This window comes from Chitinophaga sp. 10T418, from assembly GCF_056394125.1.
The window spans coordinates 660510-675807 of sequence record NZ_JBFTHG010000003.1 but is presented as its reverse complement, the minus strand read 5'-3'; the positions used below and the strand labels follow the sequence as shown (position 1 = coordinate 675807).

Annotated in this window: 10 protein-coding genes; 8 read left to right on the top strand and 2 right to left on the bottom strand. The window is 44.6% G+C overall.

What is annotated here, in order from left to right:
• The first annotated feature begins 340 nt into the window (after positions 1-340).
• The 6 genes from AC1DCV_RS10860 to eboC all read left to right on the top strand — a co-directional run bounded on the left by AC1DCV_RS10860 (position 341) and on the right by eboC (position 10363).
• Positions 341-3565 (top strand): SusC/RagA family TonB-linked outer membrane protein, encoded by a 3225-nt coding sequence (locus AC1DCV_RS10860; RefSeq protein ID WP_477023200.1) that lies wholly within the window; start codon positions 341-343, stop codon positions 3563-3565.
• Between the two features lie 31 nt (positions 3566-3596).
• Complete coding sequence (locus AC1DCV_RS10855; protein WP_477023199.1) at positions 3597-5372, top strand: RagB/SusD family nutrient uptake outer membrane protein; 1776 nt, start codon at positions 3597-3599, stop codon at positions 5370-5372.
• A 141-nt stretch (positions 5373-5513) separates the two neighbouring features.
• Entirely contained in the window at positions 5514-7049 is a 1536-nt protein-coding gene (locus AC1DCV_RS10850; protein ID WP_477023198.1) for an FG-GAP-like repeat-containing protein, read from the top strand.
• A gap of 438 nt (positions 7050-7487) precedes the next feature.
• Positions 7488-8381 carry an EboA domain-containing protein gene (locus AC1DCV_RS10845; protein ID WP_477023197.1) on the top strand — a complete coding sequence of 298 codons (894 nt, stop codon included), beginning with the start codon at positions 7488-7490 and terminating at the stop codon, positions 8379-8381.
• Between the two features lie 20 nt (positions 8382-8401).
• Positions 8402-9388 (top strand): TatD family hydrolase, encoded by a 987-nt coding sequence (locus tag AC1DCV_RS10840; protein WP_441573410.1) that lies wholly within the window; start codon positions 8402-8404, stop codon positions 9386-9388.
• Between the two features lie 54 nt (positions 9389-9442).
• Complete coding sequence (gene eboC / locus AC1DCV_RS10835; protein ID WP_477023196.1) at positions 9443-10363, top strand: UbiA-like protein EboC; 921 nt, start codon at positions 9443-9445, stop codon at positions 10361-10363.
• Positions 10364-10463: 100 nt separating this feature from the next.
• Here the strand turns inward: eboC and AC1DCV_RS10830 are convergent, their stop codons facing one another.
• Positions 10464-11102, bottom strand: a complete 639-nt coding sequence (locus AC1DCV_RS10830) for a response regulator (protein ID WP_477023195.1) — start codon at positions 11100-11102, stop codon at positions 10464-10466.
• 11 nt (positions 11103-11113) lie between these two features.
• Complete coding sequence (locus AC1DCV_RS10825) at positions 11114-12157, bottom strand: sensor histidine kinase (protein ID WP_477023194.1); 1044 nt, start codon at positions 12155-12157, stop codon at positions 11114-11116.
• A 598-nt stretch (positions 12158-12755) separates the two neighbouring features.
• On the opposite strand from AC1DCV_RS10825, the gene AC1DCV_RS10820 reads away from it, so the two are divergent.
• Positions 12756-13910 (top strand): 3-dehydroquinate synthase, encoded by a 1155-nt coding sequence (locus AC1DCV_RS10820; protein WP_477023193.1) that lies wholly within the window; start codon positions 12756-12758, stop codon positions 13908-13910.
• Positions 13910-15133 carry a metabolite traffic protein EboE gene (gene eboE, locus AC1DCV_RS10815; RefSeq protein ID WP_477023192.1) on the top strand — a complete coding sequence of 408 codons (1224 nt, stop codon included), beginning with the start codon at positions 13910-13912 and terminating at the stop codon, positions 15131-15133. The genes AC1DCV_RS10820 and eboE overlap by 1 nt, the downstream gene beginning before the upstream one ends.
• Positions 15134-15298: the final 165 nt, after the last annotated feature.

Sequence of the window (15298 nt, the reverse complement as noted above, 5' to 3'; positions counted from 1 at the left end):
ACTTATTTCTTATTCTCACTGTGTAGCGCATCTTGCACAGGCGATGGGTAACTAATACTTTACATACCAGCTGTATAATTAACCTGATATGAGTACATCATAACAGGGCTGGGGTTTTACGCTTTATACCAGCTGTATAAATTAACCTGCTATGACCACATCATAACGGGGCTGAAATTCCTATGCTTAATATACTGGCTGTATAAATGAACCTGCTGTGAACACCTCATAGCGGGGTAGGAGTTCGTATGCAATGTCGTATCTGTACAACAACAGAAATATGCACACAGGTACCCTTTTTTTAAACAATTTTTCTTAAACGTTACGCTTAAATCACGTTATGAAAAAGAAACTCTACCAGGCCATCGCCGCGCTATGTGGCATCCTGTTGCTGTTGGCCGGCAGCAACGTTTACGCACAAACGAAAATTACGGGAAAAGTGTCTGACAAGGCCTCAGGCAACGCCCTCCCCGGTGTTACAGTGTCTATAAAAGGTACCAACCGCGGTACTGCTACAGACCCCGCCGGAAACTTTTCCCTGCAGGCAAAATCAGGAGAAACACTCATCTTTTCTTTTGTCGGGTACGATCCCCAGGAAGTAGTAGTCGGCTCCGGCCCGCTGAATGTTGCGCTCAGTGAAAAAGTAGGATCACTGGAAGAAGTAGTCGTAACCGGTTATGCCAGCCAGAAAAAGAAAGACCTTACCGGATCGGTATCCATTGTAAAAGTGGAGAATCTGACCAAACAACCTACCTCGCAAATCGCCAGCCAGTTGCAGGGACAAGTATCTGGCGTTACTGTACTCGGCTCTGGTCAGCCTGGTCAGGAACCACAGGTAAAAATCAGAGGGATCAATACCTTCGGTAACAACACTCCCCTCTACATTATCGATGGAGTGCCTGTTTCCAACGTAACGGACGTAAATCCCAATGATGTACAAACCATGCAGGTACTGAAAGATGCAGGTGCGGCGTCTATCTACGGCGCCCGCGCTGCCAACGGCGTAATCGTGATCACCACCAAAAGAGGGACCGGTAAAGTGAAGGTCACCTACGATGGTTACTACGGCCGGCAAAAGCCCCAGGGTGGCAATGTATGGAACATCCTGAACCCCCAGGAACAGGCTAATCTGAAATGGCTGGCCATTAAAAACTCTCCCGGCACTCCCTTTGAAGACGCACAATATGGTAACGGCACCACACCGGTAATTCCTGATTATATCGCACCGGAAGGATTGAAAGAAGGAGACCCACGCACCAATCCCAATCTCTATTTTGTGAATCCAAACTATAAATCTGCTGCGGACCTCAAAACATTTTATCGCATCAGTAAAGCAAATAAACAAGGAACGGACTGGTTTCATGAAATATTTAAACCAGCCCCAATTACGAGCCATAACATATCTGTTGGCGGTGGTGGCGATATCGGGAATTATTTCTTCTCGTTTTACTACTTCAACCAGCAGGGTACGCTGACCAACACGTACAACAAACGTTATGCAGTACGTGCTAACACCAACTTCAATGTAACAGATCATATCAGGGTAGGCGAAAACCTGGAATATTCCATCATCAATAATCCGCAGATCGGTACACTCGTGGAAGGCAGCGGTATTGGTATGGCTTTCCGCGAATTGTCCATTATACCGGTATATGATATTAAAGGAAACTATTCCGGCTCCAGTGGAAAAGATCTGGGGAATGCCCGTAATCCTGTTGCTATTCAGGATCGCTTCGGCAGAACCAAAGCCCTGGCTAACAGGTTGCTCGGTAATGTGTATGCAGAAGCAGACATCCTCAAAAACTTCACCCTGAGAACCAGCTTCGGTGGCGAAATTTATAATTTCGATAATAACAGTTTCACGCTACCGGAATATGAAAATGCAGAGAACAATTCAGTTAATCAATATACAGAAACAACCGGCAACGGCTACGACTGGACCTGGACGAATACGCTGACTTTCCACAAAAATTTCAGTCAGAAACATGATCTGAAAGTACTGATAGGTACGGAAGCATATGATAACCATTTCCGTACATTAACCGGTACTACCACCGATTATTTTTCTTTTAATCCTGATTTTACCAATCTCAGTACCGGAACAGGCACGCCTACTAACGGTAGTGGCTTTGGTACAGATGGTCTCTTCTCCTTATTTGCAAGGGCAGATTATTCCTATAAAGATCGCTACCTCATCGGTGCACTCATCCGCCGCGATGGTTCCAGCCGCTTTGGTGATGCCAACCGGTATGGTAACTTCCCGGCAATAAGCGGTGCATGGCGCATATCACAGGAAGAGTTTATGAAAGGAGTCTCCTGGATTTCTGATCTGAAATTACGTGGAGGATGGGGTATTATGGGTAATCAGATTAACGTAACACCCAGCAACCAGTTTATTGCCTACGGTTTTGACAGAACCTCCTCTTTCTATAGTATCAACGGTAACCCTACCACCAGTAAAGGATTTATCAGAACACAGATTGGTAACCCTTTTGCAAAATGGGAAAGCAACACGAATTCTAATATTGGTATAGATGCTACTTTGTTTAAAGGTGCATTGGAATTTACGGTAGACTGGTACCATAAAGAAGTGAAAGATCTGTTGTACAATCCAGAACTCGCCGGCGTATATGGCGCCGCTACAGCTCCGTTCACCAACGTGGCTAAAATGAGAAACAAAGGATGGGATGCATCTGTTACCTACAAACAGGATCTCTCAAAAGACCTGAAACTGGATGTTACGGGAACCTTAACCACTTACAATAACAAAATCCTTGCGATCTCTGAATCTGCACCCTACTTCGACCTGGAAAGCCGTCGCTTTGGATCACCCATTATCCGCAATGCCATCGGTCAGTCCATCAGCGAATTTTATGGTTATAAGATCATTGGTTTCTGGAACAGCGCTGCAGAAGTGACAGCCGCCAACGCCAGCGCCAAAGCAAAGTATCCTGATCTGAAAGAATATCAGCTGGGTGCCGGCGCCGGCCGTTTCAAATATGCCGATACAAATGGTGATGGTAAAGTGGATGCGGATGATCGTACTTACCTCGGTAATCCCAATCCGAAATTTTCATATGGATTAAATATCGGGCTCACATATAAACACTTCGACTTCTCTGCATTTTTCTATGGTGTACAGGGAAACAAAATATGGAACCAGGTATTATGGTGGACAGACTTTTATCCTTCTTTCGTAAGTGCAAAGAGCAAAACCGCGTTGTATGATTCCTGGACACCAGAACATCAGAATGCCAAAGCGCCCATACAGGAAATAGGCTCTACTCCAAGTACTTCCGGCTCACCGAATTCCTATTTCGTAGAAAACGGTTCTTATCTGCGCGCTAAAAATATGCAGCTGGGATATACCCTGCCTACTTACATGTTGAAACGTGTTGGTATTGAGAAATTCAGGGTATATGTACAGGCAGCTAACCTGTTTACCATCACTAAATACTCCGGTATAGACCCTGAAGTGGCAGGTAACTCACAGTCGTTCGGATTGGATGAAGGGGCCTACCCGAATCAGCGTCAGTACCTGGTGGGAGTGAACGTTGCATTCTGATTCTTTTGTTGAACTGTTAAAAACGAAACAAATGAAAACATTACGATATTCAAGTCTGGTAATTATACTGCTGGCAATAGCATTTACAGCCTGCAAGAAAAGTTTCCTGGAGCGCGCCCCACAGGGTACGCTTACAGAAGAAATTGTGGCCAACAGGGATGGTGTGAATTATTTACTTGTTGGTGCATATGCTGCATTGGATGGACAGGGAAATGGCGCCGCACTGGGTGGTGGCAACCCCTGGGAAGCATCGCCTACCAATTGGATTTATGGTACTGTAGTAGGAGGAGAAGCACATAAAGGCAGTAATGCCGGTGATCAGGAACCTATCAACGAAATCGCCAAGAGCACCTACTCTGCTGCCAACACTTTTTTTAATACCAAATGGAAAGCGGTGTTTGAAGGTGTAAACCGCTGTAATCTTACGCTGAAGAAAATGGGTGAAGCCACAGATTTAACACCGGCAGAACGTAAGCTGATAGAAGCACAGGCAAGGTTTCTGCGTGGACATTATTATTTTGAGCTGAAGAAAATGTATAACAATGTGCCGTATATCACTGATACTACGGTAGATGTGAGAGTGGCTAATGATAAGGATATATGGCCATTCATTGAAGCAGATTTCAAAAATGCAGTAGATAACCTGCCTGATGACTGGAAGGCCAGTGGAGATGTTTCAAGAGCAAATAAATCTGCTGCACAGATCTATCTCGCCAAATGTTACCTGTACGAGAAAAAATACCAGGATGCCTTTACTTTATTTGCCACCGCTATTAATGGCAGAACCAGTGCGGGTATCCCATACAGACTATCAAACCGGTATGAGGATAATTTTGATGCGTCTAAGAAAACAGGTAATCCTGAGGCCGTTTTTTATATTGAAATGACAGCCAATGATGGTACCAACACCATTGCCAATGCCAATTCCGGTGAAATGCTGAACTTCCCGTATGACCCGAGCCCATTTGGCTGCTGTGGATTTTTTCAGCCTTCACAGGATCTTGTCAATTCTTTCCGCGTAGATGCCAACGGATTGCCTTACCTGGATGATTATAATGATCATGCGGTGAAATCTGATAAAGGCATCAACAGTGATGCTGCGTTTACACCTGATGCCGGATTGCTGGATCCCCGCCTCGACTGGACTGTTGGTCGTCGCGGCATTCCGTATCATGACTGGGGTAATCATCCCGGCGCAAAATGGCAACGTGACCAGAGTTATGGTGGCCCCTATTCTCCGAAAAAAATGGTGTACTGGCAGAAAGATCAGGATAAATACCATGATGCCCATAGCTGGGCACCCGGTTCCGCTATTAATGTAAACCTGATCCGCTATGCCGACGTGTTACTGATGTATGCAGAAGCAGCTGCACAAATTAATAACCTGGGAGTAGCTACCAGCATGGTGAATATGGTGCGTGACAGGATGAAAAATAATCCTGACCAATGGCTCCAGAAATATGATGACGTTACCAAGCAATTCATTCCGGGGACTACCGCAGCTAATTACAAAATAGGTGACTATCCGGTGTTTGCCAGTAAAACATTTGCGTTAAAGGCTATCTATTTTGAGCGTAAACTGGAATTGGCTACTGAAGGTCATCGCTTCTTCGATCTCTCCCGTTGGGATATTGCAGACCAGGTACTGACAGCGTATTATGCGTCTGAAAAGGCTGCCGGTTTTACGGATTTGAATGGTGCTGTGTTTACTAAGGGGAAAAATGAATATTTCCCTATACCACAGCGACAAATAGATCTGACGCTACAAGCAGGACAACGGGTCCTCAAACAAAATAAGGGCTATTAATTAATTACGAATTAGGAATTACGAATTACGGAGTTGTGAGAAGATAATAGAGAATGCTGATTATCGCGTTTACTATCTTCTCACAACTCCGTAATTCGTAATTCTTAATGCTTTATATTGTGTTAGAAGAAAAAAGAACCAATGCCCGATCAACCAAAACCAAGGCAACTGTCTATCGCTGCTTTATTCCTGATGACGACCTGTTGCTATCTACTCAATAGCGGATGTCATACACCTACCCCGGATGAAAAAGGAAAAGCCCTGGCGGATAAATATTGTTCCAGTTGCCATTTACCCGTTTCACCTGATTTATTGGATAAGGAAACCTGGACAAAGCACGTATTGCCCGAAATGGCCCTCAAATTAGGCATCAAAGTGTGGAGCGGAAGCAAATACTACCCGCCAATGCCGGGCGATAAACCGGCCCTTATTTCCATTAAAGAATGGACAGAGCTGGTAGAGTACTATCAACGTTCCGCTCCGGAAAAACTGACACCAGCCAAACCTTCAGTTCCTTTACAGCATGATTGGGCTGTTTTTTCGCTGAAATTACCGGCGCAGAAAGACAGCCATGTGGTGGCGGCTACTACCATGGTGTCGTTTCTGCCCAGTGGGGGCTTGCTGACAAGCGATGCGAATAATACCCTGACAAGATGGGATACAGCACTGACGGCAGTAAATACACGGAAACTACCATCGCCCGCTACAGACGTACTATACACAAAAGACACTGCCGGCAGATCGCAGACAATCCTGACAGAAATAGGCAATCTGCGTGCATTGGATGTGCCCGCTGGAATTATTACCAGTATTAACCCCGATGATCCGCAAAGTAAACAGGCCGACATCATGCCATTCCTGAAACGTCCGGTACAAACTTTATCTGCAGATTTTGATAAAGACGGACTGGAAGATTTGCTGGTATGTGCATTTGGGCATAATCAGGGTGGCTTATACTGGCTGAAACAATTACAGGACCATCACTGGAAACAGTTACCTATATGGGAGGTACCGGGGGCCATTCATGCAGAAACAGGGGATTTTAACCATGACGGCTATACGGACATTATGGTTTTGTTTGCTGCCGGTGACGAAGGCATCTGGTTATTTGAAAATGACAAAAAAGGTGGCTTTATATCAAAGAATCTCCTGAGATTTCCGCCACTCAATGGTTCTACCAGTTTTCAACTGATGGATTTTAATGGAGATGGACAACTTGATATACTATATACCTGTGGAGATAACATGGATTTTTCTATGGTGCTTAAACCTTATCACGGTTTATACGTCTATGTAAATGAAGGAAATAATAAATACAGGCTAGCCTGGAACTATCCGGTCAATGGAAGTACCAAAGCTGTAGCAGGAGATTTTAATCAGGATGGTAAGCCAGATATCGCTGCCATAGCCTTTTTCGCGGATTTTCAACATAATCCATCGGAGAAATTTATTTTTTTTGAAGGAGGCAAAACACCACTTACATTTACACCACATGCGCCGCCCATTGAAAAAGAAGGCCGGTGGATTTGTATGGATGTAAAGGATTATGATCATGATGGAGACCTTGATATAGTACTAGGAAACTATGCGAGGGGATTCATTATACTCGATCATTATAAGCCGGACTGGAAAGAATATCAGCCCTTTATAGTATTACAGAATAATTCGAAGCATTAATTGCAACGTAAAAATGGTTTGTTTATTTGGAATGAAAGCAGAAATATGTATCTTACGGCCGTATTTTATTTGCTACATACAATATTGCTTATTGAGATCAGAGGCTAGGGAATAATATTCATATGTTTTTTAGTTAATAATGTACAGTCGTTCTTGATCAGCGTTTTCCCAACATACACCTTATTGCACTGTGCCTGCCGTCAAAGGCCCGGTGATATGAAGAAATCCTGATGCATAATCAGGTTTTAGAATGGCGGAAGGAGAGGCAGTAATGCCTCTCTTTTATTTTATATACCCATCGCTCAACCGCTCAGGTAAACGGTTTAATATTCTTTTTTTGCCACCTATCATAAAAAAGCGGGCGAATTCTGAAAATCCCATTATTAGGGGTTAATTTTAGTGGGAAATCAGCATTATTATTTTAAACAGGATATATCAGTGGCTGAATATGTATACGATCAGGATAAAGTGAGCACGCTGCTTAGTACGATCATTAAGAACAAGGGTAACGAGAAAGCAAATATCTGGCTGCAGCAACGCTTGCAATTGCAGCAACAATCCGGTGGTATCCCTCAGTTCAATCAAACTTTTACAGCTATTCCACGCTTCACAGGTAAAGAAATCATTACACTTTCACCGTTGGAAAATGAACAGTTGCAACAGTTGTTGCCTTCATTCTTCGTAGAGGGGTGGACGTTAGATCGCCTTGCGCGTGCCTGGTGGCTTCTTCAGCTACCGGTAACAGATAAGCCGGTTTACCTGGATACCCTGGAAAAACTGTTTAATGCTGCTGAAATGAATGAGCTGGCCGCTTTATACAGTGCACTGCCGCTGCTCCCATGGCCGGAAGAGTGGATTGCCCGCACCTCCGAAGGGATCAGGTCTAATATAGGTATTGTACAGGAAGCTATCATGCTGCGTAATCCCTATCCCGCAAAATATCTCCCGGAACCAGCCTGGAACCAGCTGGTTATGAAGGCGATCTTCACCGATAAACCATTACACCTCATTACAGGTTTGGATGAACGGGCTAACTTGCCGTTGGTAAACATCCTCGTGGATTTTGCCCACGAACGCTGGGCCGCTGGTAGAACCGTGGACCCTATGCAGTGGCGTTTACTGGTAAATTTTGTAAATGAAGATAATCTGGGAGATGTTACCCGCATCTGGCATTCTCTGAATAGTACTGAAAAAGAAGCTGCAGCACTGGTATGTGCACAAAGTAACTACGCTCCTGCAAAGGAATTACTGGCACAATCGCCCGCATTGCAGGCGGAAATTCAGGATGGTAGCCTTACCTGGAACACACTGGCGCAAAAAATATTAAAATAAAATAATAAAATTGATTTGATATGTGCGGAATTCATGATTTAACAGAAAAAGATCTTCAACCCCTCACTTATACACCTGCTTTCCTCGATAAAATAAAAGGCATGCGTTTTTTTGATCCGCATGTGCATATGACTGCCCGTACTACCGATGATTACCAGGCCATGGCCGATGCTGGTGTAGTGGCTATTATTGAACCTGCATTCTGGTTAGGACAACCAAGGACTGGTGTAGATACCTTCCGTGATTATTTCAGCAGCCTGCTGGGATGGGAGCGTTTCCGCGCTTCCCAGTTTGGCATTAAACACTATTGCACCATTGGACTTAACTCCAAAGAAGCCAATAATGAAAAGCTGGCGGAAGCTGTAATGGAAATACTCCCGCAGTTCATTTACAAGGAAGGCGTAGTGGGTGTAGGCGAAATTGGCTTTGATGATCAGACTCCCCTGGAAGAAAAATATTATCGTGCTCAGCTGGAACTTGCCAAGGAAGCGGGTTTACCAGTACAAATCCATACGCCTCACCGCGATAAGAAAAAAGGAACCCAGCGCAGTATGGATATCGCACTGGAGCATGGACTCGAGCCTCACATGATCATTGTAGATCATAATAACGAGGAAACAGTGAAAGAAGTACTCGATCGTGGCTTCTGGGCTGCATTTACCATCTATCCATTCACTAAAATGGGGAATGAACGCATGGTAGCGGTGGTTAAGCAGTACGGAAGTGAACGTATCATGGTCAACTCCGCTGCAGACTGGGGTATCAGCGATCCGCTGGCGGTTCCTAAAACCGCTGCCTTAATGCACGAAAGTGGTATTGACTTGAATGATATTCATTTGGTAACTTACACCAATGCTGTAAAAGCCTTTGCACAGAGCGGCCAGATTAATGAAGCAGATTTTGAAATTGCAGGAAATATTGATCAAAGTGAGAAATTCAACGGAAGCTCTGTATTACGTGGAGGACAGCAACCTCGAATTAACAAAAACACGACCATCATCCGGTAAAGGCCTGACAGATTCGTCTCTGCTGGCAATGAACCATGAAAACCTAATTATACGGTGAGTTATATTGCTAGCAAATTGATAGGATACCTGCGCCTGATGCGACCAGCCAATATCGTCACTGCAATTGCAGATATATTGGCGGGCGTAGCTATATCCGGCTATTTCATAAATGTTTCGTTCGACACGCTCACTCTGGATTTTACACTGCCCGTAGTTTGTCTTTGCCTGGCCACCATTGGTCTTTACGGCGGTGGCGTAGTATTCAATGATGTATTTGATGCAACACTGGATAGTACCGAACGCCCTGAAAGACCCATTCCAAGTGGTGTGATATCTAAAACACAGGCCATTATACTCGGTAGTTATTTACTCCTGGTAGGTATACTGGCGGCTTTTTCAGTAGGACGCCTCACCGGTTATTCCGGCTGGCTGGCCATAGGTGTGGCGGCGAGCGCCCTCGTATATAATAAATGGGGAAAACATCATCATTTTTTAGGCCCGTTTAACATGGGGCTGTGTCGCGGGCTTAATCTGCTGCTGGGCATCAGCATCGTTCCCGATGCACTGCAAGCCTACTGGTGGATGGGCTTTATTCCCATTCTGTACATTGCGGCCGTTACCAATATCAGCAGAGGAGAAGTACATGGTGGCAGCGTGAAAAGCCTACGCCTCACCGCTGTTGGTTATGCCGTAGTATACATTACTATGGGATTGCTCGCCTTCCTCCATCATCGCATCTGGACTGCCCTGCCTTTCATTCTGCTCTTTGCAATAATGATCAATGTACCATTGTTCAAAGCAATGAAAGATCCTTCCGGCCCTAATATAGGAAAAGCCGTAAAAGGAGGCATCATTGCACTTATTGCCATGAATGCCGCATGGATTGCTGCTTTTGCTACTTTACCATTTGCATTGATTGTACTATTATTCCTGCCGGTATCACTGGTCCTGGGGAAACTTTTCGCAGTAACATGATACAGCTTTTAGCTATTAGCTTTTAGCTTTTAGTCATTAGCGTATAGTTGTCAGCAATGCTGATATGAAGCACTAAGAGCTAAAAGCTAATGGCTAACAGCTATTCCACTATTCCTCTTTTTATCGCTTCTCTTACTAAGCCGGCTGTATTTTTTACGGCCAGTTTCTGTGTCAGGTTAAGCCGGTGCGTTTCTACAGTACGTAAACTGATAAACAACAGGTTGGCAATCTCCTGGTTGGAATGTTCTTCTGCAATCAGTTTTAAAATTTCCTTTTCCCTGCGGGTAAGCGGAATGTCGTACCCCGACCGCTTTTGGCCCGTAATCATTTCCTGCAGCAATTGATGCTGGATATGGTCGTCCAGAAATTGTTCCCCTGCATTCACTTTCTCAATAGCATTAACCAGTTTGTCCGGGTCGGTATTTTTCAGCAAATAGCCGGTAGCTCCATTGCGCATCATCTGCCTGATATAGTGCGAATCCATAAAAGTACTCAGTGCAATAATTTTAATGGCCGGATGCGTTTTTCTTACCTGCCTGCATAATTCCATGCCGTCTATTTCCGGCATCTGGATATCCAGCAGCAACACATCCGGTTGTGCGGCCGGCAATGCAGCCATCAGCGCACCCGGCATATTACTTTCATATACTACCGAAATATGGGAATAAGGTGCCAGCATGGCTTTTAGTCCGCTGATAACCAACAGGTGATCATCTGTAATAGCGATTTTGATTTGCATATCATCTGGTATTAAAACGAAGGCTCCATTTCTATCAATTGCATAATGGCAATGTTAAATTCTATGTACACGGTAGTTCCGCAACCTGGTGCAGCAGTCAGGGTGAAGTGTCCGTTTAATGACTTGATCTTTGTATGCAGATTTTTTAATCCCATACTATTTGTACTTTTCGCTATATTTTCAAAGCCAACGCCATTGTCTTCTACTGTAATGCTGAGCAGCTGATCATGCTGCGTTATCTGTACCAGGGCTTCCGTGGCATGTGCGTGTTTGATAATATTGTTGATCAGTTCCTGCACAATCCGGTAAACAGAAAGTTCAAAATTTCCCTTGAACCGTTGCATATTACCGGATGTATAGCAACTGATCTGTAACTGACGGGAGTGGCTTACGTTGTTGCATAAAAATTCAAGTGCCCCGGCCAGCCCCATACGCGCCAGTATTTCCGGCATGAGGTTATGAACAGTTTTACGCACTTCTCCAATCGCATCATCCAGCATTCCGAGTGCATGATTAAATCCTTTGTCCTGCTGTAGATAAGTACGTTCATATTTAAGTGCGCAGAAATGCATCTTCACTGCCGATAATAAACCGCCTATCCCATCGTGCAGATCTTTTGATAGCCGGATACGTTCCCTTTCCTCACCCTGCATCATGGCTTCCAGTACCTGCACCGTTTTTTCTATTTCCCTCGTCTGTAATTGCTGCTGCTGCAAACGGTGCCGGTGATGTAACTTCTGCCATATCAATAGGGCTGCCACGAGTAATAGGAGTCCTCCTGAAAGGAAAACACCGATCCAGGTATTCTTTTGTTGCAGGAGCAGATCTTTTTGTGCCAACTGCCATTTTTTTACCGCCAGGACACGATCTTTCTTCTCGCTCTGGTACAGCATTTCCAGCTGTTGCACATTGCTGCGCATCACATTTCCTGTCAGTGAATCGTTGAACGCTTTATACGCTTTGTGCATCCGCAACATGCTGTCGGGCGATTGTGCCGATAAAAGCTGCCTGCTACATAAGGCAATACAACAAACAAATAATAATATTCTCCGCATCTCTGATACACTTTGACAACCACGGGGGTTGCATTGTTAATAATCCAATGTTTATTGGTTAGCATAATAAATAATCCCGGCAGGTGATCGAATAACAATCCCCTGTCAGCGTGGTGCGCGACAAATACTCAGCATGCAACAAAAGATGTAAATAACAACCAATGTTACAGGGGGTACAACATGGGAGTACCATGTTCCGGTTTTGGGTCAAACAATTTAATTTTTGGGCTGTATAACTGACAATTATTCTACAGTGGCATAAAGTTCATTAATTCTGTTTTAATACGCAATAGGGTATGGCTGAACGGCTATGGGTACCAGGAATGATATGAGGATAGTGATGCTGAAACCCTTTGTAGTAAAGCATTTTTCGACTAATAGTTTATGTCAGTAGAACTACGCAATTTGTAAAATGACGGTTTGTACTGTTGGCTATCGGGCTAAAAACTGATTTCTTTGCATACCGATAAAAGATTCTACCGGCTAACCCCAAGGAATAGGCTCCGTTCCCGGAGCCTTATTCTTTATGAAAAATCGCATTTTTCTATGTACTTTTAAAAGCTATAGTTTTTTTAAGTCAGACGATGCGGAATAAGCCATGGAATATATTCAACAAAATTTCAATGTAAACTTTTCTTACGGAGTTTTCTTTAGCAGTAATTTATTCGATCCTGCCAATACATGTTTAGCTTCTTTTCTGGAATCCAAAGCAGAAGAAGCGTATGTTAAAAAGTTACTCGTAATATTAGACGGAGGTGTAGCGGCACACCACCCACAGCTCACACAGCAAATCAACACTTATTTCCAACAGGTGCGCGGCTTTCAGCTGGCCCCGGAAATTGTTACCATCACCGGTGGAGAAAGCGTAAAGAACGATCTACCATTGCTTTTCAGCCTGGTAGATGCCATCGATAAATATGGTATTGACCGTCATTCTTATGTGATCGGCATTGGTGGAGGCTCTCTGCTGGACCTGGTAGGATTTGCGGCGGCGATTTCGCATCGCGGGGTAAAGCATATTCGCATACCTACTACCGTATTATCACAGAATGATTCGGGGGTAGGCGTAAAAAACGGCGTAAACTATAAGGGGAAGAAAAACTTCCTGGGCTCCTTTGCGCCGCCGGCTGCGGTGTTTAATGACCCCGTATTTTTAACCACGCTGGACTCCCGCGACTGGCGCTCTGGTATGGTGGAAGCGGTGAAGGTGGCCCTCATAAAAGATGCGGCTTTCTTTAACCGGATAGAGGCAAATGCGGTGGCGATGACCGCCGGTAATATGCCTGCTATGCAGGAACTGATTTATCGTTGCGCCGAACTCCACGTACAACATATTGGTGGCGCTGGTGATCCGTTTGAAAGCGGTTCTTCCCGTCCATTGGATTTCGGGCACTGGAGTGCACATAAACTGGAGCAACTGACCAACTTCGAATTACGTCATGGGGAAGCAGTATCTATTGGTATTGCGGTTGACAGCGTATATTCGTTCCTGTTAGGTTGGCTGCCGGAATCAGACATGCAGCGCATTCTCATAGTATTAAAAAACATGAAATTGCCTATCTGGCATCCATTGCTGGAAAAGCATGATGGCAAACCGTCTCCGGTTGTAGTGGGTTTGGAAGAATTCCGTGAACACCTCGGAGGACGCTTAACAATTTCCCTGTTGCGTGCTGTCGGTAAAGGAGAAGAAGTACACGAAATGGATCTGGAGCTGCTATACAAAGCAGTGGATATCTGTAAAAATAATCAATAATGAAAACAGCAGCCGGGCATCTTACCTACTGCACAAATATTCATCCCGGCGAAAACTGGGGCGATCATTTTGCGCAATTGAAAAATTTTATACCTGCTATTAAACAACAGGTTTCTCCTGATCAGCCTTTCGGCATAGGCCTTCGCCTGGCCAATACCGCCAGCCTGGAACTGAGTAAGGAAGAGCAATTGAGGGCCTTTCAGCAATGGCTGAAGGAAGAAGATTGTTACGTGTTTACCATGAATGGTTTTCCGTACGGCGGCTTTCATAATGTAGTGGTGAAAGACCAGGTACATGCACCCGACTGGACCAGCGCCGATCGTGTTGCCTATACCATTCGCCTGTTTCGCATACTGGCTGCTTTATTACCTGCTGGTATGGAAGGTGGTATTTCTACCAACCCCCTTACCTATAAATTCTGGTGTAACCGTTGTGAAGAGGAGAAAAACTCCTTTACAGAAAGCGCCACTTTAAATATGCTGCTGGTACTGGAGCAACTGGTGCGTATTCACCGTAGTGGCGGGCCTTTGATGCACCTCGATGTAGAACCGGAGCCAGATGGACTGATGGAAAATACCAGCGAATATATCAGCTGGTATTTCGAAGAATTATTGCCGGCAGGTATTCCGTTTATTAAGGAGAAATTTAACGTAGAAGACCAGGAGGCAGCAGATATCATCAAATCGCATATTCAATTGTGCTATGATGTTTGTCATTTTGCATTGGTATATGAACCACCGCATCGTGTGCTGGAGCGCCTGCAGCACCACGGGCTGAAAGTAGGTAAGCTACAGATCAGTGCTGCACTGAAAGCCGATATGCCAACGGATACGGCTGCACGAAAAGTGGTAACCAACGCTTTTCGTAAATTTAATGAGCCGGTGTATTTGCACCAGGTAATTGCCAGAAAAAATGATGGCACCTTTATTCATTATCCTGATCTGCCGGAAGCCCTGGCTGACGAGGATAATCCGGCCGTAAGAGAATGGCGCTCCCATTTTCATGTCCCGGTATTTCTTGATAAATTCGGAGTATTGCAATCTACCCAGGAAGATATTAAACAAGTGTTGGCGTTACAAAAACAACAACCTTTTACATCGCACCTGGAAGTAGAAACATACACCTGGGATGTGTTACCACCTGAATTAAAACAGGAGATGTCACTATCTGTTTCCCGGGAACTAAACTGGATCAAGGAGCAGCTTTTAGCCGTTAGCTTTTAGCTTTTAGCAAAATGCAGCGAAGACAACATTATAGGTCATCAACTTCGCTGCATTTTGCTAAAAGCTAAAAGCTAAAAGCTAACGGCTAAAAGCTACTAAGGCAACCGCCTCTTGGAATTGTCCATCGGGAATGATAGCTTTATGCCGGAATTGTAACAGCGATTG